General features: G+C 41.3%; 22 protein-coding genes. 12 read left to right on the top strand and 10 right to left on the bottom strand.

The window, feature by feature from the left end:
* Positions 1-109: 109 nt before the first annotated feature.
* Positions 110-1897 (bottom strand): ABC transporter ATP-binding protein, encoded by a 1788-nt coding sequence (locus DP116_RS02730; protein WP_169153712.1) that lies wholly within the window; start codon positions 1895-1897, stop codon positions 110-112.
* Positions 1898-2462: 565 nt separating this feature from the next.
* Between DP116_RS02730 and DP116_RS02725 the strand changes: the two genes are divergently transcribed.
* From DP116_RS02725 to rd, 5 genes are all read left to right on the top strand, one after another.
* Positions 2463-2801, top strand: a complete 339-nt coding sequence (locus tag DP116_RS02725) for a carbon dioxide-concentrating mechanism protein CcmK (protein ID WP_169153711.1) — start codon at positions 2463-2465, stop codon at positions 2799-2801.
* 261 nt (positions 2802-3062) lie between these two features.
* Positions 3063-3794: a TIGR04283 family arsenosugar biosynthesis glycosyltransferase gene (locus DP116_RS02720; protein WP_169153710.1), complete on the top strand. Its 732-nt coding sequence runs from the start codon at positions 3063-3065 to the stop codon at positions 3792-3794.
* Positions 3795-5079: 1285 nt separating this feature from the next.
* Complete coding sequence (locus DP116_RS02710; RefSeq protein ID WP_169153708.1) at positions 5080-6255, top strand: HetZ-related protein 2; 1176 nt, start codon at positions 5080-5082, stop codon at positions 6253-6255.
* A gap of 733 nt (positions 6256-6988) precedes the next feature.
* Positions 6989-8773, top strand: coding sequence for a M61 family metallopeptidase (locus DP116_RS02705; protein WP_169153707.1), 1785 nt, complete (start codon positions 6989-6991; stop codon positions 8771-8773).
* A 115-nt stretch (positions 8774-8888) separates the two neighbouring features.
* Positions 8889-9053 carry a rubredoxin gene (gene rd, locus DP116_RS02700; protein WP_169153706.1) on the top strand — a complete coding sequence of 55 codons (165 nt, stop codon included), beginning with the start codon at positions 8889-8891 and terminating at the stop codon, positions 9051-9053.
* Between the two features lie 2 nt (positions 9054-9055).
* On the opposite strand, the gene DP116_RS02695 is transcribed toward rd, so the two are convergent.
* The gene (locus DP116_RS02695) at positions 9056-9361 is read right to left on the bottom strand and encodes an antibiotic biosynthesis monooxygenase family protein (RefSeq protein WP_169153705.1); all 306 of its coding nucleotides are present in this window, start codon (positions 9359-9361) and stop codon (positions 9056-9058) included.
* Positions 9362-9374: 13 nt separating this feature from the next.
* Positions 9375-9770, bottom strand: coding sequence for a hypothetical protein (locus tag DP116_RS02690; RefSeq protein WP_169153704.1), 396 nt, complete (start codon positions 9768-9770; stop codon positions 9375-9377).
* A 494-nt stretch (positions 9771-10264) separates the two neighbouring features.
* Between DP116_RS02690 and DP116_RS02685 the strand changes: the two genes are divergently transcribed.
* Positions 10265-10486 carry a hypothetical protein gene (locus DP116_RS02685; RefSeq protein ID WP_169153703.1) on the top strand — a complete coding sequence of 74 codons (222 nt, stop codon included), beginning with the start codon at positions 10265-10267 and terminating at the stop codon, positions 10484-10486.
* Positions 10487-10821: 335 nt separating this feature from the next.
* Positions 10822-11247 carry a hypothetical protein gene (locus DP116_RS02680; protein ID WP_169153702.1) on the top strand — a complete coding sequence of 142 codons (426 nt, stop codon included), beginning with the start codon at positions 10822-10824 and terminating at the stop codon, positions 11245-11247.
* A 186-nt stretch (positions 11248-11433) separates the two neighbouring features.
* Here DP116_RS02680 and DP116_RS02675 read toward each other — a convergent pair whose 3' ends face one another.
* Complete coding sequence (locus DP116_RS02675) at positions 11434-11904, bottom strand: hypothetical protein (protein WP_169153701.1); 471 nt, start codon at positions 11902-11904, stop codon at positions 11434-11436.
* A gap of 424 nt (positions 11905-12328) precedes the next feature.
* Here DP116_RS02675 and DP116_RS02670 point away from each other — a divergent pair, with 424 nt between their 5' ends.
* On the top strand, positions 12329-12571 hold the full coding sequence (locus DP116_RS02670) for a hypothetical protein (RefSeq protein WP_169153700.1): 243 nt from the start codon (positions 12329-12331) through the stop codon (positions 12569-12571).
* Positions 12572-12655: 84 nt separating this feature from the next.
* Complete coding sequence (locus tag DP116_RS02665) at positions 12656-13699, top strand: S66 peptidase family protein (protein ID WP_169153699.1); 1044 nt, start codon at positions 12656-12658, stop codon at positions 13697-13699.
* Between the two features lie 13 nt (positions 13700-13712).
* Here the strand turns inward: DP116_RS02665 and DP116_RS02660 are convergent, their stop codons facing one another.
* Positions 13713-14027 (bottom strand): BMC domain-containing protein, encoded by a 315-nt coding sequence (locus DP116_RS02660; protein WP_169153698.1) that lies wholly within the window; start codon positions 14025-14027, stop codon positions 13713-13715.
* A gap of 391 nt (positions 14028-14418) precedes the next feature.
* Here DP116_RS02660 and DP116_RS02655 point away from each other — a divergent pair, with 391 nt between their 5' ends.
* On the top strand, positions 14419-14970 hold the full coding sequence (locus DP116_RS02655; RefSeq protein ID WP_169153697.1) for a response regulator: 552 nt from the start codon (positions 14419-14421) through the stop codon (positions 14968-14970).
* Positions 14971-15003: 33 nt separating this feature from the next.
* Here DP116_RS02655 and DP116_RS02650 read toward each other — a convergent pair whose 3' ends face one another.
* A complete protein-coding gene (locus DP116_RS02650) occupies positions 15004-15693 on the bottom strand; it encodes a hypothetical protein (RefSeq protein ID WP_169153696.1) in 690 nt (229 codons plus the stop codon).
* An 80-nt stretch (positions 15694-15773) separates the two neighbouring features.
* Positions 15774-16850, bottom strand: a complete 1077-nt coding sequence (acsF, locus tag DP116_RS02645) for a magnesium-protoporphyrin IX monomethyl ester (oxidative) cyclase (RefSeq protein ID WP_169153695.1) — start codon at positions 16848-16850, stop codon at positions 15774-15776.
* Positions 16851-17555: 705 nt separating this feature from the next.
* Here acsF and DP116_RS02635 point away from each other — a divergent pair.
* On the top strand, positions 17556-18062 hold the full coding sequence (locus DP116_RS02635) for a TM2 domain-containing protein (RefSeq protein ID WP_169153693.1): 507 nt from the start codon (positions 17556-17558) through the stop codon (positions 18060-18062).
* Here DP116_RS02635 and DP116_RS02630 read toward each other — a convergent pair.
* From DP116_RS02630 to thrC, 3 genes are all read right to left on the bottom strand, one after another.
* Positions 18059-18751: a DUF2996 domain-containing protein gene (locus tag DP116_RS02630; RefSeq protein WP_169153692.1), complete on the bottom strand. Its 693-nt coding sequence runs from the start codon at positions 18749-18751 to the stop codon at positions 18059-18061. The two genes, DP116_RS02635 and DP116_RS02630, sit on opposite strands and share 4 nt — an antisense overlap.
* Positions 18752-19029: 278 nt before the next feature.
* A complete protein-coding gene (locus DP116_RS02625) occupies positions 19030-19305 on the bottom strand; it encodes a MoaD/ThiS family protein (RefSeq protein WP_169153691.1) in 276 nt (91 codons plus the stop codon).
* Between the two features lie 99 nt (positions 19306-19404).
* Positions 19405-20709 (bottom strand): threonine synthase, encoded by a 1305-nt coding sequence (gene thrC / locus DP116_RS02620; protein WP_169153726.1) that lies wholly within the window; start codon positions 20707-20709, stop codon positions 19405-19407.
* A 691-nt stretch (positions 20710-21400) separates the two neighbouring features.
* Between thrC and DP116_RS02615 the strand changes: the two genes are divergently transcribed.
* Complete coding sequence (locus DP116_RS02615; protein WP_169153690.1) at positions 21401-21934, top strand: helix-turn-helix domain-containing protein; 534 nt, start codon at positions 21401-21403, stop codon at positions 21932-21934.
* Positions 21935-22094 lie beyond the last annotated feature (160 nt).

Raw genomic sequence — 22094 nt, 5'->3', positions numbered from 1 at the left:
AAGATTTAAACTTGAGCTTAAAACAGTGAGCAGTGAACAGTAAACAGTGAACAAGGGGTAGACGAGTCCATTTCCTGCCTGGTAACTGGTAACTGATAACTGATAACTGTTAAAGAGCACTACCAGATTGCAGATTATAAAGCTTGGCAAACAATCCATTGAGTTTAAGTAAATACTGGAGATTGCCTTGTTCTACAATCTTTCCTTCTTGCAGCACAATGATTTGTTCTGCCTGCTTAATAGTAGATAAACGGTGGGCAATCACAATTACAGTACGATTTTGACTAAAGGAATTAAGAGCTTCCTGAATGAAATTCTCAGAAAGACTATCCAAAGCATTAGTTGCTTCATCAAGAATCAAAATCTCTGGTTCGCGAACGATCGCGCGGGCTAAGGCTATACGTTGCTTTTGTCCCCCTGAAAGCCGAATGCCGCGATCGCCAACTATAGTATCGTAACCTTCAGGTAATTGACTAATAAATTCATGGGCACTCGCTTTTTTGGCGGCGGCGATAATTTCGCTTTTTGTAGCATCTAAGCGACCATAGGCTATATTTTCTCCTACTGTTGTATTAAAGATATAAATATTCTGACTTACAATAGCAATTCGACTACGCCAAGAAGATAAATTAAACTTTCTTAGAGGGTAATTATCAACAGATATTTCTCCATATTCAGTTTCATAAAAGCGACATATTAACCCAATAACTGTAGATTTACCTGCACCTGAAGGTCCCACTATCGCAGTGGTTTTACCTCGTGGGATAAAAAAGGAAATATCCTGAAGTGCAGGTCTTTCTGAAGTGTTGTAGGAAAAATTAACAGATTCAAAAGTGATTCCTCGCTGTAAACTTTTAAATTGAAGATCACCTGAACAAATTTCATTTCTTTCCGTTATATCTAAAAATGACATAACATCCTCTACAGAACCCAATAAACCAATCAAATTCACACGGTCAGTATCTAACCGCCTCATGACTGGCTGGAGACGATAAAGCATAAAAATAAATGTTAATAATGTAGGAACATTAGACTTTTGTTGCAGAGCGATAATCAAAATAAACACTAATAAAGCAACTGCTAAAACTTCGGATAAGGGTCCCGTGATTGAATAAAGTTTAGCCAACTTCAGAGCGATAATACGTGAGTGGATTGTTGCTTCCTCAAAACGTTTTAGTTCGTAAGATTCGTGACCAAAAGCGCGAATCTCCCTCATTCCGTAAAACCCTTCCATCACCCGATTAGCCAGGTTGTCATTCGCCTGTACTGACTGCCTACCCAGGTTTTTTGCCCTCCGGGTTACATACTGTATACTCAGTGAAATGAGCAGCAAGGCAACAGTCACTAGCAAACTCAATTGCCAGGATGTTAGCATGAGCAGAATGACAAAAACAAAAACTGTACACAGACTGATAGCGATATTAACGAGAAGAAAAATAGCGTCGCAAGTTCGCCAAGTTTCGACATCCAGTGTATTCAGCAATTTACCTGATGGATGAGAGTCCAAAAAACTATAACTTACGCTTAAAAGCTGCTGAAAAATTCTGCACAGCAAACGCTGTCCAATATGCCAGTACAGCCAATGACCAAGAAGAGTACTGATATATGCAAGGCAGTTTTTCAGTATAACTAATCCCAAAATACACAGTGGTATTATGAACAGATGTCTATCTTGTGGAATGTTGATAAATATTTGATTCAGAAAATTGACCAGTAAATTACTAGATACCTTTTGCGAGTTGGTTGTATCTAGAGTTTGGAGAAAAGGTATGAACAGACTGATTCCTAATCCCTCAAACAAAGAGGAGAATATTCCCAGAATGATAATTAATGGAATTACCCAAGGATACAATCTTAGCAGTGGTAATAAAGTCTTAATTGCCTTTACTTCTTGCATTGTGTTTCCTTATGGAGTCAGAAAAATTACACGAAATCATGAATATCTTTATTTGTTATTTCTTTAAGCAAGAGTTACATAAATCGACAGCGTAAGATGTCAGATATTTTAGTTTTGACACTCCCACGCCTAATACCATTGATAGGGGTTCCCCCTACACCCTTACACCCCTTTTGGTGACCTTTGCTGTCGCGCAGTCTCAGTGCTTTTTGGGGATTAACAAGCGTTAATTTCCGTGTTCCTGGATTTTGACGTGTAACATTAAAGTTTGACTAAAAGATTTTCAAGTCTGATTGTGCCTTACAATACTTGATTTTAAGAGATTATTGCTTTATCAGGAGCAGTATATTCACTTAAAAGTAATGCAATTAAACTTATTGTAAGTTTTCATATTTTTTTTGTTTGTCATAGTTTTACCACCCAAGGAGTTACCTTTGGGCTGAACCCAGAAAGGGATAATGTGATCGGGTTAAAAGTAAAGATCATGGACACATCTATGAAATCTGTAGGAAGATTCGTACAATGATTCAGTAGCGCCACATACGTTTGACATAGGAGACAACCAATGCCACTACAGGCAGTTGGATCAATTGAAACAAAAGGTTTTCCTGCTGTGCTAGCAGCGGCGGACGCCATGGTGAAAGCAGGCCGAGTCACTCTCGTAGGATATATAAGAGTGGGTAGTGCTCGCTTTACAGTTAATATTCGTGGGGATGTATCTGAGGTAAAAACCTCGATGCAGGCTGGTATTGAGGCTATAGAACAGGTTCATGGCGGAACCCTTGAATCCTGGGTGATCATTGCTCGTCCCCATGAAAACGTTGAAGCTGTCTTGCCTATTGGTTATACTGAACAAGTCGAAGAATACCGACAAGCAGTGGAAAATCCAATTGTACGCAGGTAGTTGGTAGTTAGTTGATAGTCGGTAGTTCACAGTCAAAAGTTTGATGTTTACTAATGAGTAGCTAACAAGCCAAGTTAATCGCAAGCAAACGGTGTTAACCAGAGTACCAGCTATACATAAGCTGCAAAAACGGGTAGAATTTAGACTAATGATCCTTCGGGTTTGCCAGTCACCAACGCGCACCGAAACAAAAACTGCATAGCGCTGGCTCACTAATGACTAATGACTAATGACTAATGACTAATGACTAATGACTAATCTATGTCTGGTGTCTCAATTATTATCCCTACCTTAAATGAGGCGGAGTGTTTGGAGCGCACTCTACGCCATCTTAGTATATTAGTACCTCCAGTTCAGGAGGTACTAATTGTAGATGGTGGCAGTTCTGACGAAACCGTGACCATAGCCCAAAAGGCTGGAGTTTCTGTGATTGCTGCCAAAAAACGTGGACGTGCAGCACAAATGAATCAAGGCGCGGAGGTCGCAACGGGAGAAATCCTTTGTTTTTTACATGCGGACACGTTGGTTCCAGACGATCTTGTCGCAGTCATTGAGGAAATACTACTAGACAAAAGTGTTGCTGCAGGGGGTTTTATTTCTTTGATGACAGGTGATAGAACCACTCGATGGGGAGTATCACTGCATAACTTTGTCAAAAGTTACTACGCGCCATTACTTTTTCGCCCACATCTGTTTTTTCAAGGACTACGCTTATTGTTTGGCGACCAAGTCATATTTGCACGTCGCGCTGATTTTTGGAAATGTGGAGGTTTTGACAGCAATCTTCCAATCATGGAAGAGGCTGACTTATGCCTGAAGCTGGTGCAACAGGGGAAAATCCGTCTGGTGAACCGCGTTGTCCAAAGTAGCGATCGCCGTGTGGCACATTGGGGTTTCTTGAAAGCGACAGCCATATATCTTTCCATTGGCTTTCTTTGGGGTATAGGCGTCTCGCCACAATACCTAAAGCAGTTTTATGAGGATGTCCGCTAAAACTCTAGCCTATTGAATAAACCAGCAGTTTCTAAAGGTATCCATCAGGGTACCTTTAAATTTTTCATAGCTTTTTGCGAACATTATAGTATAATGTTTTTTCTGATGTGAAGCAGAGCGATCTATCTTATGATGCTTAATAAGGGCAAAGGCAATAGCCTCCCTGTCACTGACCCAGGGCTAAAGCCACTGGGCTTGTAAGAGGGGAACTCACCAATTTCTTAATACAAGACTAAAACAGTGTCTAGCTTACGGGTTAACAGCCCAAACTGAATTATCTGATAGTGGTACATCAAAACACGTTACCGGATACCTCCCTAGTCTGTAACCTCTGTGATAATCAGTAGCGAAGGGATATATACACAAGGGCTTATTGCCACTTGTTATGCGTACAGAGCAAACAATATCAGTTGGTAACTGTCCCAACGAAAGTGCAATACAAAAGTACCCGGTATTAAGTACCTCCAAGGCGGTAGCAAGCAAGATTTACGGGGATTAAAATCCCCCGTGCCACTTTCCTCTACGCCCGCGCATGGTCTGAGTTTCCTGTATCCCGAATTTTCCTATGATAAAATCTCCTATTTTTCTTATTTTTACCGATATGATTTTCTTTTATATTTTCTACATGATGATGGATTTGTGAAACAATAACAAGTGGTTTACTAAGCTCATTTTGACGACAATTCTTGACTCGTCCTTCTTTGCCAAGAAACGACTGCTCATTTTTTCCAAATGATGTAAGTTTTCCAAACATCAAGACAGACTGAGAGTGTCTGGGTTCATTTACGTTGGAGAATTCAAATGATATCCTATTGAGTTATTATAAATACACGTTTTTTCTAGGTAATAGGATAAAAAAATAGCAATCATGTATACTGCTGAGAGGAAACTTGAAAGGGTGAAACATACATTATAAAACAACGTCTAAAGAGGTGGATGAAATTCGCCAAAATTATCAGGTGCAAAATGTTAGTTTTTCCTGATCCCTGATCAAAAAAATCTTGTCACCTTATATATTTTGGGTAGATCGTTTTTCTGAGCCAACACTACATATCCTAAGTTTACAAAAATTAAAGTTTAGGAAAAGTCGGGATCAAAGCTCAGAAAGCTTGATTTACCGTAGTTCGAGATTGTCAGGATGCATCGAAATTTCAAACTACCTGCATAACTTTAGTCAGTCAAAACGTAATAAAAGAGGAAACACATCAGATGTCATCATGGACATCATCAAATCAGGTGCAGCTGCCAGTTAAGAAGTAAAGAGGGACGAGAAAAGGGGGTTGTGATGCAGACTTTAAAACAGGGTTTCGAGGAGCGCAATCTCACTATGGTTTTGGAGGCGGAAAAACTGGCGCAAGATTGGCGAAAACGTCTGGAGACCGAATGTCCAGAACAAAGTGTAGCCAATAGAGAAAGTATAGTCAAATGGCTTGTGGGAAGTGACTTAGATCGGTTTGAGATACTGAATTCAAAGGAACTGGATATCGCCAAACAAGCTATGGAGTATCGCTACAAGATTTTGCGTCAGCGTTACTTAGGAATTGCCAGAGAACGTGCTTACCGCAACCTAATCACTCGATTGGGGAGTTTGGTGACATTACGTCATAAGATCCAAACTTGGATCGCCTTGAGTCGCGATCGCCAACGGACAGTGCTGGATGTACTACAAGAAGTTATCCAAGAGTTACTGCAAAGCGATAACTACATACAACAACAAATGATTTCTATTTCAGAATGTACAACTGATACTAGACTCAAGAACGCTCTACTGTTTGCCAGCGTAGAAGAATATTGTTTGCGACCAGTGCGCAATCAACCTCTACTGGCGTATCGTTTTGTAAATTATTTGAGAAGAACTCAACGTGGTGGCTTAACCCAAGTGCCAACTCAAGACTTAGTGAGACTTGTCTCTGAGGAAATTCTTACTGATGACAGTGAGAATCGAGTCAACTTGGTTGATACTCAAGCAGTAGCTGAATATCAAGAGGCACAAGAGATAGAAGAACAACAAGCACTGCGTAAAACAGTTCAGCAGGAATTTGAGGATTATTTACAAGAAAATCTAGGACTTGAAGCTGTTGAGTGGTTGCGACTCTATCTCCAAGGTAAGCCTCAAGATGAGATTGCCAAAAAACTAAATAAACCAATCAAGGAAGTCTATCGACTCAGAGAAAAAATTAGTTACCATGCTGTACGTGTATTTGCCCTCAAAGGGAAATCAGAATTGGTAGATAGTTGGTTGGCAATTTCCTTGAAAGAACACAACTTGGGGCTGACACCTAAGCAATGGCAACAATTGTATGAACAATTAACACCTGTGCAGCGCCAAGTCCTAGAGTTGCGTAAAGCAGGTCATTCCATAGAAGACGCAGCTTCCCAGTTAAAACTCAAAATGCATCAAGCAATGGGTGAATGGACTAAAGTTTACCTGGTAGCCCAAGGTTTGAGGAGTCAAGACTGAGGTCGTCCTAAAAAGGAAATTGGTAATTGCTCCAGATTTGAAATCTATAGTCGTAGATTTTAGCTGCTGAACTATAGACTCACAATTACCTGTTTCCAATTCGTAAACAATCTTTTGATTATTTGTCATTTTTTATTTTTTATTTACCAAAAAATACTTTACCAAATGATGAAAATCTTAACACAACAGTGCTAAATCTCTCAGTCCTAAGTGTTGATCCTAAACAAAATGGCATTTTTGGCTACTGTCTCCTCTAAGATTCTCTAAAACCTTAGGTGTTCTCCTGTGTGTTTTACGGAAGTTATGGTAAACGTTGTCTTGTGACTTCTCTGTGCGTTAGGGAGACTTTCATTATTGCAGAAAATGGTATAGTCTATATCAGGTAAGTTCATATGGAAAACACCAACGAAGTAAAATTCAGCATTGTCCAAGCGGCTGAAGAATTGACTATGAAGTCAAAACCCTAAGATAATGGGTTGATGCAAAAAAAATAAAATCGGAACTTTCCTCAGCAGTTACGAATGTTAGATCAAAATAAACAATACCATCATGGTTGTTTATTTCATCAATCTCAGGTAGTTGCTCTACTGAAGTGGTAAAGTATAAAGAAGCATTAAGTGCTGAGGCAACAGCAGTAAGCAAGTTTTTTGACTTACAACTATTGACTATTGACCATTAACTCTTAACTATTAACTAATAGTTAATAACTCAGAATTCTTACTCATAAACAAAGATGACTGAAGCAACTGCACCTCGCACTAACATTTATACCAAGGAAACTGCACCAGCAATTTACTACCAGGTGGCAATGCCCAAACCAGAAACGCACCTGTTTGAAGTGACTTTGCGTCTGGTGAATTACTCGTCGCCAATTTTAAATTTGAAATTGCCGGTGTGGACTCCTGGGTCTTACTTAGTCCGAGAATATGCCAAGCACTTACAAGATTTTGCTGCTTTTGCCTTTGACTTGCCTTTGTCCTGGCAAAAAATTAGTAAAAATCATTGGCAGATAGAAACATGTGAGGTGTCGGAAATAACTATAAAATACCGTATATTTGCTAATGAGTTATCAGTGCGAACAAATCACTTGGACTCAAGCCACGGCTATTTCAATGGTGCAGCACTGTTTTTCAGAATACTGGGTTGGGAAGCAGAACCAATACAAGTGACTATAGTACCGCCACACCCAGAGTGGCAGGTCACTACAGCATTACCACCAGTTCGACAAAAAGCAAATACTTTTTGTGCTTCAGATTTTGATACTCTTGTAGATAGTCCCTTTGAAATTGGTCTCCACCAGTTACATCACTTTGAGGTATTGGGAAAACCCCACGAATTGGCAATTTGGGGGAAGGGCAATTTCCAATTGCAGCAGATGATTGCTGACATTGCGAAAATCATTGAAGTAGAAGCAGCCATGTTTGGTGGGTTACCATATCAGCGATATGTGTTTCTGCTGCATTTGTTTGCTCAAGCTTATGGTGGTTTGGAGCATAAAAACTCTTGCGCGCTCATTTATCAGCGTAATGGTTTCCGCGATCGCGACAAATACGAACGCTTCATGCAATTGGTCGCACACGAGTTCTTTCACTTGTGGAATGTTAAGCGCATTCGCCCAAAAGAACTAGAGGTCTTTGATTACGACCAAGAAAACTATACATCGTCACTGTGGTTTTGTGAAGGGACAACAAGTTATTACGATTTGCTCATTCCCTTACGCGCAGGAATTTATGATGCAAAGTCATTCTTAAATAACTTGAGTAAAGAAATTGCTCGGCATGAAACAACTCCAGGACGCAAGGTACAATCTCTTGCAGAATCGAGTTTTGATGCATGGATTAAACTTTACCGTCCAGATGCGAATAGCGGTAATAGCCAAATTTCCTACTATTTAAAAGGGGAAATGGTATCATTGTTGCTAGATTTGCTGATTCGTTCACGATCTAGAAATCAGCGATCACTAGATGATGTCATGCTGAAAATGTGGCATCAATTTGGCAGAGATGAAATTGGTTATACTCCAGAACAATTGCAGTCGGTGATTGAGTTTATTGCTGGTATAGATTTGACTGATTTCTTCAACTCCTACATTGATAAGACTGAAGATTTGCCTTTCAACGAATACCTGGAACCATTTGGCTTGCAACTGGTGGAGGAAAAGGATGAAGAACCTTACTTAGGAGTTAAAGTCAATAGTGACAATGGACGGGAACTCATTAAGTTTGTTGACGCAAATTCACCTGCGCAATTTGCAGGAATTGATCCAGGAGATGAGTTGCTGGCTATTGATGGTTTGCGTGTCACAGCGAATGGGTTGGGCGATCGCCTGAAAGATTACCAACCAAGGGACACCATTCAAGTCACAATTTTCCATCAAGACGAACTCCGTACCTTACCCGTCACTTTGGCGTCTCCTTGTACTAGAAAGTATCAAATCAAGGCAGTAGAAAATCCTTCTCCTACACAGAAAGAAAACTTTGCTGGATGGTTAGGTGCGCCTTTGACAACTCTTCGTTAACAACTTGTAACTGATAATTCGTAACTCGTAATTAGCAATTAATTACGAATTACGAATTCAAACAACGTGTGTGTAATATTGAGGCAAAGCAGATCCTTAATGAGGAGAGAGGAAGATGAAAAAGTATGTATGTAACGTCTGCGCCTACATATATGACCCAGAAGAAGGCGATCCAGATGGTGGGATAGAACCGGGGACACCCTTTGAAGACATACCAGAAGACTGGGTATGTCCTGTGTGCGGGGCGTCAAAAGAGGATTTTGAGCCATACGACGAGTAAGCTTAACTGCAGTGATACTGCAATACCCCTTCAAAATGCTCAACCGTGGGAAATGGGTCGTAGAAATGGTGGAGTAACTGCTTCCATTGATCATATTGAGGTGACCCACGAAACCCAGTAGTATGGTCTTCTAGGGTTTGCCACCGGACAAGAAGCAGATAGCGGTTTGGGGCTTCAATGCAGCGGTGGAGTTCGTGCCAGATGTATCCTTTCATTGAAGCAATAATCGGAGAAGCTTTGGCGAAAGCGACTTCAAACTCGTTCTCCATCCCGCTGCGAACATTAAGCATTGCAACTTCTAAAATCATAAAATTTTGTTTTTTAATACCAACCGCATTCTGACGTAGTGTATGGCTTATATTCGTTAGGAACGACTTGCTTTTGACCAGCAAATTTCCTTCTATAATAACCGTCATCAAAACCACGACCAAATTCTCCACCAGCGGTACGCGACTTGTACTTGTTTCCTCTTTTTGCACTCTCTTGTCCTTGACGGTAGCCATCAGCATAAGCTTGAGGATGATACGCAGGATCTTCATCAACAAGCCAGTGAGTGACAGGATAGCAAGAATTTATTGGACGTCCATAAAACGGATAGTAACCATATGGGCGAAAGTGATGGTAACCGCGAGAGTGAGCTTGAACTGACTGGTTATTAAGTAAAAATCCACCAGTAGTGGCTAAAACGACTAGACCAGCCGTAATAATCTTTTTCATAGTTCTAGTCTCAAATGTTAATTAAGTATTTATATCTTTAAGATATCGCTCAAAATCTTTATGCAACATCACCTGATAGTATGACCAAATAGCCCATTGTTAAAGAGCTTTCCAGATGACAACTGCTACCACGATTCTTATTGTTTTACGTGTAAAGACAAATACATTCATATACGACGTAGAATATGAAAATTTCATTTGTAATTGACCGATAGTCTGGAGAAAAGTCAACGCAATTGAAACCCACTATAATTATTTCGTTTGCTTGAAATCATAACTGCGATGAAGACAAACGAAAATAAAAACAAACATTTGTACTTGACCAGATAAGTAATTAGAAAATAACGCTTTTATGCCGTTTGATTTTCCAACACCTGTCAAAAGTAAAAGTCTTTATGTAGATGAACTAAGCCTTATGATAGTGTATTCTCCATGACAGAGGAGTTTAGACTGAGGGATGATATATTCACTTGTCCATATTTAGAGGAATAGTTATGCCTAGTGGTCATGCTAATCACAAAGGAACTTCTGATAAACCTAACGTCAACGCAGAAGGTCAAATCAATGTGTCTGCTGCTGACAAATCAGTAGAACCAGAAGATGCTTTGCTTGAAGGCGCTATGACAAATACAACCAGAACACAAGAATTTGTCGATTACCCTCCTGCTACACAACGTCCGGGCGAGGAAGCACAAACTGGAAATCAAGAGGAATAATATTTGAGTAGAAAAAGAGAACAGAAAAAGAGAACAGAAAAAGAGAACAGAAAAAGAGAACACAGAATGCAGAATCATTCCTTTTTTCTGAGTTTTCTATTTCTAATTGTATAGAACTTATACTGAGTTTATAATGTGTGGTTGGTGAGTTCTTTCTTAGTCACTGTGTCATCCTGCCATCCGACTTGTTATGTAAAATAGCAACAAGTTGACTAAAATTTTCACTTCAAAGCTAATCAGGGGATAATCTTATTAGTGGTAGCTGTTTATCAAAGGTTGTTTGTGCAATCATAGCAACCAAACACTACCTTTTTTAAGGTACAGGAGTTGACACTGTGAGCAGTCTAGGCAAAAAAAGATTAGAAGCTGTTTTAGCAGTTGCTACCTATGCTGTTGGTAGTGGTACTGCTACAGCTGCACCAACCCCCGGTGTAGAAGTTCCTAAGCAGCTTATACTAACTGCGTCTGATATTATAATGTACACCCGTGTCTGGAAAATCTATTTTGAGGAGGATTTATCCAGTCAGGGACTGTTAGAAATGTTGGTAGAGTTGGGTTTAGTTACAGTAGCAGCAACAGGAACAGCTTATATTGTTAGCAAAGCAAGTACTGCAATACTAAAGGAAATTACCAGTTGGACTGGACCACTTGGATGGGGTGTTTTGGCAGTAATATCAGGTTCTATAACTGGTTTATTTGGGACTGTGTGGGCATTATATTGCGACTATCTTTACTCACAAAAAGAGGTTCAATCTGCTTAACTCAACAACCCAGCCAAAACTAACAAAGCTTTCTCTTGCAAGGCAAAAAGTAGAGGGTTCTAAACAATAGAACGATCAATGTTCAGTTTCAAGTATTGTCTTTTTGCCTTCGGCTTATCGCCCTTGTCCTTAACAAGATGGGGCGAATTTCAAGGTTTGCGGCAATTCGCGCAAACCTCCTGAACCTTATTGCCCTGGTGGTGAAGCTGGAGATTGGGATTGAGTTCCCTGTTGTGGTTCTCGTACCGCCCACTGACACAGTTTTTCATTCGGTTGGTTGTAATTAATCGCCATTGTAAAAATGCGCTCTTGCGCGCGGTTGTCGCGGAAATTTACGATAGCCTTAGTATAGTTTCCTTCTGCAAGTGCCGTCCATTGCAATGCATCACGCGCATAAGGCTGGTCGGGAACGAAGCGCACTTCATAGCTGACCTGCTGTGGCGAGTCCCCAGGGCGGACAAACAGCAAATCCTGAACAATGTCCGCCGCCCGTTCCAGGAAATCGCCGGAGATAAAGCTACAACTGTTAGGAGTGTCTCCTTTAACTAACGCCAAGTAGGGACGATCAAAGGAGGACTCTACTCGTTGAGATTGCGCCCTCTGGCTGGGGAAGAGGATTAAGGTAATAGGCAGTATCAGGAAAACGGCTTTTCTCATAGGTCAAAATCCAACTATTAGCTGGGTAGCGCAGTTCACAGGACTATATTCTTGGATTGCTTCGCCTAGAAGGCTTGGCTGATGGTGCCTCTGCTTGCAATAAAATACACTCAGTAAGGGTGTGCACAAGAGCTATGAGGAACAGCTATTCACCTGTTTGAACTACTTACTGCAATAGTATCTACACTCTAGTTGTGAAATTACCTTCAAAAGCCAGAGTTCAGGTTAAGACTCTGCGTGTTGATGGATACCAATGAGTGGTGATACGCTGAGGAGCAAGGGGACACGCGCAAGGGACGCGTTAAGCATAAAGGCTTATCACCATCCAGAATCGTCTGTAGGATTCGTCTGATGATTGAGGATTGACCCTAACCTTTATTATGAGTACAGCAAGAGTTGATGCGAATGAGTTTTGTTAATAAAAATGAGAGATGAAGATAGAAACACGTATAAAAAAGTTATAACCGCAGTCTTAGCTGCGGCAGCAACTACTGCCATAGTCTTTGCTGTAATTGCATTAGTCTTACGCAAGACTTCCTTTTTACCTTCATCAACAATACAACCAACTACAGCATCAACACAGTCGCCAGCTACTAGACATGATGACAATAATGATGACAAAAACGACAATGATGACAAAAACGACGACAATGATGATGACGATTAAACGAATATCATTACTAAGTTAGTATTTGCAGCTGCTGTTGCATGGTGGTTTAATAGCACTTACTCTGAGTGTAAAAAACTTTTTATGATTAACCGCCGTAACTTTCTTTTAAGTTTAGCTGCTACCCCTTCAGTATTTGCCTTTCCCTTTCAGTTGGCAAAAGCAGCAGGTAAACCATTATTAAAACCTAAGCGCTTGCAGCCAGGATCTATTGTGGGTATTGTCGGTCCTGCTAGTGCGGTATTTGTCCGTGAAGAACTTAATATTGTCATAGATGCAGTCAAGGGATTGGGACTTGTCCCGCGACTCGCACCCCATCTACTTGAACGGTATGGTTATTTGGCAGGTAAAGATAAAGACCGTGCTGCTGATATTAATCAGTTTTTTAGTGATTCCTCTATCGCCGCCATTTTACCAGTTCGCGGTGGATGGGGATGTAGCCGGATATTGCCTTATCTTGATTACCAGCGTATCCGCAAAAATCCCAAGATTCTAGTTGGTTTCAGTGACATCACAGCTTTAATTCTCGGATTAAATGCTCAAACTAACTTGGTGACATTTCACGGTCCCAATGGATTAACTTCTTGGAAAACAACCCAAACGGATTATTTTCGCCGCGTTTTATTTAGGGGTGAAGCTGTGACTTTTCAAAATCAAAAAGATGGCGACGATTCTAACCGTCTCATGCAGGTGAAGTATCGTAAACAAACCATTACTTCTGGTAAAGCAAAAGGTCGGCTTATTGGCGGAAATCTTTCAGTTTTATCCGCTATTGTAGGTTCTCCTTACGTACCCGATTTCAGTGGTGCGATTCTATTTTTGGAAGATACTCACGAAAATATTTACCGCATTGATCGCATGATGACTCACTTGAAAATTGCGGGTTTATTTAACAAACTTGCAGGTTTTGTGTTTGGACAATGTTCCGATTGTTCCCCAGACGCTGACTACGGTTCTCTCACCTTAGAAGAAGTTGTGTGGGATCACATTCAACCACTCGGCATTCCTGCTTGGTATGGTGCGATGATTGGTCACATCGAAAATGTACTCACATTACCTATTGGTTTAGAAGTCGAAATCGATGCTGACGCTGGGACGATTCGGATGTTAGAACCTGCAGTGGAATGATTTGCCTGTCAATTCACATTATTCGGAATGGTTCTGATTTTTGAGTGAAATGAATTGGCAGAATACTTTCTACATTTTCTGGGGGATTAGGAACAATGTAGTGGGTAATGACCGTACCACCGTTAGATTGGTTATTACCAGCTTCAATACCAGCTTCAACTGCTCTTTCTACCTCAGCTGTGTGTCCCCGAACAGCAACTAACATGCGAGCGCTTTCCGCTAGCCCATAATAGACAATGGTGACTGCAGCAGCTTTTACCATTGCGTCCGCAGCTGCTAGCACAGCCGGAAAACCTTGAGTTTCTATGACTCCAACCGCCATTGGCATGGCTTTACACCCCTTAATGAAAGATTGGTGATCATAATTGTACAGGGAACAGGGAACTCTTAACAGTGAATACTGACCAAGGTTATGGGAAACAAATACTGATAACTGATAACTGATAACTGCTATCGAAGCGTGAAAGGCTCACAATTGGGAATTTAGAATTTTATACCCTAACTTCAAATTCTCTTGACCTCTAAAATATTAAGAAAATCTTAACTTTTCTTCCTCTTTCTATATTCATCATCCTGTTGATAGATAAATCTAGTCAATCTCATACAAAATAATAAGAAAACTCACTAAAATTAATAAAAGCTTATGAAATGATAAGAAATCATAAGCAAAATTACGGTTTTCAACATAAGCAAGCACATTAAGAGTAGAGTTTAGGCGTATGGACACTCCACAATTGTTGGATGGGTTGCGGGTGCTGGTGGTAGATGATGATACCGATAATCTTGATTTGATAAAGGTTATTTTTGAAGAGTACAACGTTCAAGTGATTGCGGTTACATCAGCAGGTGAAGCCCTTGAAGCAATTACGCAGTTCAAGCCGAATATTCTGATTAGCGATATTGCCATGCCTGGTGAGGATGGTTATTCGCTGATTCAAAAAGTTAGAAACCTTGCTCTGACGGTTAGCCAGATTCCTGCAATCGCTTTAACAGCACACGCCTCTGAAGAAGCAGGCGCTCTTGCTCTTGATGCAGGATTTTCTATAAGATTAGTTAAACCATTTGATCCTGACGATTTAATTGCAGTGGTTTCTAAGCTTGTTTTAATTGCTCAATACGATATTTGTCCTGTCTGCAACATTAAACAACTATCCTTTATCGAGTGGGAATCACTCAACAAAATTAGGTTTCATTGTCGCAGCTGTAAATGGAATGAGAGTTACGGATTACACAAAGCCAAAGTTGCTGGATTTATGAATCGATACCACTAGAAAAGTAAAATAGCTCCTACAAGCAAGCTGATTTTAAGGCATCCACTCAAAAACTATACCCAAGCGAGTCTCTTTATTTTGTTTACTATTTTGCTGTTCGATATCTGTGGATATACGTATATTCTGAGTGAGAGCATAACCGACTGATATTGTTGTTAAACCAACTTCTTCTCCAGTACCCGGAGCAATCCAACTCTGGGTTAAAGAAATATCTCCTGCACCACCGCGAGACAATACCAACAACAGTTTCGCACCAAGATTCACTCCATCTGTGGAGTAGCTGTTAATTTCCAGATGCCGATAGCCTACCACAGGTGTAATATTGATGTAGCTACCCAAAGGACGCAGATAATAATGCAAGTCTGCACCATAAACCTGACGTTGACCATTGAACGCCGCTTGATACTCACCACTGACTGTTAGACTAGTACGACCAATAAACACGTCCTCCACACCAATATTCACGCCAAATGCTTCGTCAGAAGAAAAGTAAGAAGATCCGAGACGTATCTTGGTAGGAAAACTAGGGTCATTCTTAATATCTTCCAACACGTTAGGCACTTGATGTTGCCAACGTTGTAGAACTGGACTATTTTTAATAATTTCTGGGCTTATATCTAAATCCTGGGCATTTTTTGAAGGTGTATCACACAAAACAGGAGTAGCCATCACAACCAAATTCACACCCACTCCAAAGCTTAAAGCTGATAACAGCCTTCTCATTGTTTTGCGCCTCTGCGTTGATAAAAAAAAGTGGCTCTGTATAATACAGAACCACTTAAGTTTTAGCAAAACTTTACAACTTAGTGAACAGTTGCTTGGATTTTAGTAGCATCAATTGGTTTGATGAAGTACAACCGGGAGATCTGCCAAGCGTTGGAGATGTAATAGGGTAGCTTTTGGAAGAATTGCAGGAATTTGGGAGTCTTTGAGTTAGCGATCGCCGTCAACTTCTCATTATTCTTCACACAAATTTCCAACCGCTGATAAAACTCCGGATGCTCAACATCCAGTATGACTGGGAACACTCTTCCTGCAGTTTCATTGGTTTTTTCAATCACGTAGATGTCATATTCTCGTGCATCTAAACCAATTGATGCATAGAAGTCTTTGCGCTGGACGTCGTTAAGGTACATCGTCGCAAAGACAGACAGCAGGAAGAACCGACTCCACAACCGCGCCTTCCAATCATTTAACATTTGCGGTTGGGATCTCATGATCGCATCAAAGAAATCCCCGTGGCGGTTTTCATCCTGACACCAGTTCTCAAACCAGCGGAAAATCGGATAAACCCGGTCTTCTGGATGTGCTTCTAAGTGGCGATAAATTGTGATATACCGCCAATAACCAATTTTTTCCGAGAGATAAGTCGCGTAGAAGATAAATTTTGGCTTAAAGAAGGTGTAATTACGGCTCTTGGTCAAAAACCCTAAATCCAGCGCCAGATTGAAGTCCGACAGCGCTTTGTTCAAGAAGCCAGCATGACGTGCTTCATCCCGAGACATGAGGTTGAAACATTCCGCCAAAACAGGACTCTTGTCTTTTAAGCGGCGACCGAGTTCTTTGTACAGCAAAAAGCCAGAAAACTCTGCCGTACACGAACGCTCTAGAAATTCAACGAACAATCGGCGAGTTTCCCCATCAATATGATCCCAGGATTGTTCAAACTCGGCATCTCGAACAAAGTGATGGCGGTTGTAGTCTGCACGAAACTCTTCGAGAATGGCTTTCAACTCGTCCTCGTTTGGCGAGATGTCCATCCGTGCCATTTCATCAAAGTCGGTCGTGTAGAATCGGGGTGTCAGTAGGGTTTCTTTGGCTGGGACTTTAATCCCGGACCGCATTTCTTCAAAGCCTGGTTTTTTGAGGGAATCTACCATGTTTTGATTGCCACGAGTGTCTTATTATCTTGAGTGCCTGCAAAAGTCAACAGTAATACTTTTACCCTTACGGGTTTGCCAGAGCCAGCACGAGGAGCCAGTGCGGTCTTGGGGAGCCAGTCGCTTGCGGGGGTACCCCCCGTTGTGCGACCTGGCGTGTTTCCCCAAGTGGAGCATCTGGCGTTGAAAATCCTCCCTTAATGCTACCTCACAGCCTGTAGAACTGGACTTACAAGGCACAGTATGAGGACAGTATTATATTCGTATTGTTAAGTGTACCAAGGTGTAGGGCGACAACAGACACTTCATACGTTAAGAGTTGCAACAACACTTCAATTTTTTTGGAAATCGTCAATTGAGGATGTGTAGCCTGTAATAGAAGCTCATGCGAACTCAAATCATCCAGCAAAATGAATTCACTGGGTGACGTCAGGTAAGCATAAACCAACCATACTGTAAATATATAGCAGCATAATCGTTTCTGCGGTTAATGTGACATTATAAACCAGTAAATTTTTTTATAGTTTAGTTATTTTAGAAATGAGGACTATCCAATCACGTTCGTCGCTTGTAACGCGCTTGCTTTGCTCAGTCGTGGTGGTGATATGACAAATCAGACAACTCGGGCAGCACATCCTGATATGAAAAAAATAAAGTAGGAAAATTGTAATTAGGAAAGAATAAATTAGAGGGGATAGAAACGAGATGAAAGCAGAAAACAATAATAGTAAAGATACTCAAGAACGTCTTCTTGTCTCCTACATCTTGAGTGCAGCCTGGTTTGTTGGCTTGGGCGGACTGCACCGTTTATACAACGGCAAGATCGGGACGGGTTTATTGTGGCTGTTAACTGGTGGTGTGCTTGGTATCGGGCAGTTTGTAGACTTGTTCATTATCCCCAACATGGTAGATGAACAACAAATGAGACTCAGAGCAAAAGCAGGTTTATCACCTTTGGGTGTTCCTTTGAATCAGCCAGCTGTTGCGGCGCAAGTTTACCGCTCTCCTCAGGAAAAATTAACGATGGAATTACTCAGAGCTGCAGAAAAAAGGGGAGGTCAACTCACTGTAACTCAAGCAGTTATGGAAACGGGTGCAAACTTTGCTGAAGTGGAAGCTGTTTTTAAGGAGTTGCTGAAATCAGGATATGTGAAGATAGACAACGACCCCGAGACTGGAGCCGTTACCTACCATTTCCACGAACTAAATTAATTTCTTCCCAGCCACTTTTGACCGTTCAAGCGCTGTAGGAGTCCATAAACGAGTAAGTCAAGGGTGACTTTACGTTCATCAATTAAGAATGACTCAAGAGTACTGGGCTTTTTACCTTCATTGCAGGAAAAAGCCTTCTTCCCTTGAATATCTTCTTGTGTAAAATACAGGTTAAATTGACGTAAACCGTTCTGCCAAGTACCGATGATTTGCCAGCATTCCTCAGACTTGTCAAAACCAACGATGGAAATTTTTTGCTTGGCAAAATTCAGGGCTAAATCTTGCACTCCTTCTTTGGCGATCGCCTTTTGTACCGCTGGTAAATAATCTTGCTGGATAAACTCTCCAAATGGCTTATCCTCAACAGCTGGCGCTTTCTCTTTTTTTGCCTTAGCTGGTTTCTCTTCTGCGGCGGCTGCTTTAGCGTCTGGCTGATCTCCTGCGGCGGCTTTAGCTGCTGCACCAGCTGGCTTCTCGCGTTTCGGTGCAGCAGTCTTTGTTTTTGCTGCATCGTCGGGATCCGCTTCTGATTTCGCCGCTTTGGGATCAGGCGCGTTTGCTGTAGGGATGTCTGTCGCTTCGGGTGAGTCTGTACTGGGAGCGTGTTCTTCAGCGACACTGGGAGCCTGCTTATCTACAGTGCTGGGAGCAACTTCCCCAGCTTCATTGTGATTTGTTTCTTCTGCCATTGCTCAGCTCTATCCTTTGTCTTGCGTTTGAGAGATCACAGCGTGGTTAAGTCACTTTCATTTTGACACAGCCACGCCTCTCGACAGCGATCGCTTTATCAAGCTACCCAAGCCTTGCTCCTAAAGCACAAATCAATTCAAATTCCAAAGTCATTGATTCAAAATAATTATTTTGACCCCTTCGGGGTTCGCCAGTTGCTTTATGCCGGGGAACCCGTCCACCGCACTGGCTCACTTTTGACTTTTGACTTTTGACTTTTGACTTCCGCGTAGCGGTGCTAGCCTCCAGCCACAGCTGGTACAATGCTTACTTCATCACCATCTTTGAGTTCTGTATCTTTCCCATCCAAAAACCGAATATCTTCACTATTGACGTACAGATTCAAAAACCGCCGTGGTTGTCCAGCTTCATCGCATAAGCGCGACTTGATACCAGGACAGTTTTCTTCTAAAGAGTCAAACAGTTGTGCGATCGTTTCACCTTTACATTCTAGGGTGGCTTGGTTGTTGGTGAATTTTTGCAGAGCAGTGGGAACTAAAACTTTTACACTCATAAATTCGGAGAATCGTGAATTGGGAGTTAAAACTTATCAATTGTCATAAGTTTAGAACAAAAGAAAAATGACAATTGACAAATGACTACTAATTAATGACTAAACCAAGACTTGCTGCCATTCTAGGCGATCCAATGTCCGGGAACGCTCTAACGCTCGTTCAAAGCTATCGAGTTTCGCTTCAATTGTCAGAGGTTCTCCTATGTAACCTTGTACAGCTTCTTGGGTTTTTAAGCCGTTGCCAGTAATGTATACCACTGTGGTTTCATCTGGGTTAATTTTACCAGCTTCTGCCAACTTCTTCAGCACAGCAATAGTTGTTCCACCAGCGGTTTCTGTAAAGATACCTTCTGTTTCTGCCAAGAGCTTAATGCCTTCGATAATTTCGGTATCCGTGACTGATTCTATATGACCACCAGTTTTCTTGGCTAGTTCTACAGCATAGACCCCGTCTGCTGGGTTACCAATTGCAAGAGATTTGGCAATGGTATTGGGTTTGACTGGCTTGATAAAGTCGCGTTCTTCTTTATAAGCTTGGGCGATGGGTGAACATCCCTCAGCTTGTGCGCCGCTAAACCTAACATCCTTTCCTTCCACCAAACCAAGTTCTACAAATTCTTGGAAACCTTTGTAAATTTTTGTGTACAGTGAACCAGAAGCTAAAGGTGCGACAATGTGGTCGGGTAGCTCCCAGCCCAGTTGTTCTGCTACTTCAAAGCCCAGTGTTTTAGAACCTTCGGAGTAGTAGGGACGCAAGTTAATATTGACAAAACCCCAACCATGTGTATTGGCTACTTCAGAACAGAGGCGGTTGACTTGGTCGTAGTTACCTTTAACAGCCATGAGGGTTGGACTGTAGATCAGGCTACCTAAAATTTTTCCAGCTTCTAAATCAGCAGGAATGAACACGCAGCAGTCTAAACCAGCGTGTGCCGCAATAGCAGCAGTAGAATTTGCTAGATTACCAGTGCTAGCGCAAGAAACTGTCGTGAAACCTAACTCCCGTGCGCGGGTGAGCGCAACTGATACCACCCTATCTTTGAAGCTGAGGGTGGGCATGTTGACGGCATCATTCTTGATATACAGTTTATTTAAACCAAGGCGACGTGCCAAGCGATGGGAACGAACCAACGGAGTCATACCAGTTCCCACATCAATGGGGTTCTCACTAGCCACAGGCAAAAACTTACGATAGCGCCAGATGGAGTTTGGTCCAGCCTGAATTGTTTCACGGGTGACTGTGGAGCGTAGGGCGCTATAGTCGTAGGTTACTTCCAATGGACCAAAGCAGAACTCGCATACATGAAGAGCCTTGAGTTCATACTCCGCACCACATTCCTTACACTTCAAAGATTTAAAAGTGGCAGTGGTAGCTTGGGTGTTGTTGGTTGTCGCCTGTGTCATGAGTCTTCCCTGGTTGTCCGTCAACTGTGGATTGATGTTACCACGAGCGTTTTTGCTCGTCAAACATACCCGACTTTTTTTGTCGGGTTTCATGGAACTAAGACTTACGCAAGAGTTACTAAAGAACAAGATTGTAAAATTGCTTCCTTACGTCGCAACGGGTGCAACTACGTTATTTATGCGTAAGTCCTGTGAAAGATAGTTATTGAAGAAGAATTCAGCAAGTCCTGATTCAAAAGTCAGCAAAAGAATCAGTAGGGTATTGGTGACGCCTAAGGGCTGATGGGGATGAAGCTAAGTGCATAAGTCGTTGATACTCATATCTATATAGAAAGTGGGGATGAAATAATCTTTTTTGGTACTACCAATCACAAAGTTGGTTGTCCTCAAGCTAGATGGCTACTTACCAATGGGTGTAAGGGTAGCACTTTCAATTCCTGAAAAGGACACCGCATTTTTTCAAATCCATAAGGATTAAAAACACGCCGTATAAGTATGTAATAACACACTTATATCTAGCGTGTTGCGACAGTTAAAGCAAAGCGTTAAGTACTTTGCTGATACGTAACTGGTGACAAAAATTAGACTGCTCATTTAATAACTTCTTCTTAACCTTATAACTTCAGATACAAGGAGTTACAGGTGATGCAATCTTATCACGTGAAAACTTTATTAAATACTAGGATAAAAAATGACCAATATTTCAGTGATAGATGAGAATCCTGAAAGTAAAAATCTCTTAGTAAAATGCTTGGAGACAGCAGGGTTTGAAGTGATTGGCACAGAAAATGATCTTGTTCGTGTTCAGCTAGCACAGGAGAAATTGTCTACAACTGAGTCAAGTAAAAAATCAAATACTCCTCAGTTTATATTTCCGTCTATTCCCCGACTGCGTGACGTCTTCGAGTTTATCGAATTGAATTATCATCAAAGTATTAGCCTAAAAGAAGTCGCTCAAGCAGTTGGTTATTCGTCAGCTTACTTAACCAACTTAGTACGAAATATTACTGGTAAAACCGTCAATGATTGGATTATTGAGCGTCGGATAGCCCAAGCATGTGCCTTACTTTTATCAACTAACGACTCCGTTAATCAGATTGCTTTACAAGTAGGCTATCAAAATCTTAATCATTTTTACTCTCAGTTTCGCTACCATAAAAATACTCCCCATGCTTGGAGAAAAGCACAGCGTTGCAAAGTCAGTCAGAACAAAATACATAAGTAAATAAAAGCGAATAGGTTTAGCTTACATTCTTTTTCCATTGGTACTCGCGAGCAAGTTAAATTGCCTCAATTACCAAGCACGCTTATTTGTAGATTTATCAAGTGGTGAATAGAAAGCAGCAGTGACGCTTCAGCGTCACTGCTGCCTTGTGTATTAAAAT

Origin of the sequence: Brasilonema bromeliae SPC951, assembly GCF_012912135.1 — a bacterium.
Lineage (GTDB): Bacteria > Cyanobacteriota > Cyanobacteriia > Cyanobacteriales > Nostocaceae > Brasilonema > Brasilonema bromeliae.
This window is presented reverse-complemented; position numbering and strand designations above follow the sequence as displayed.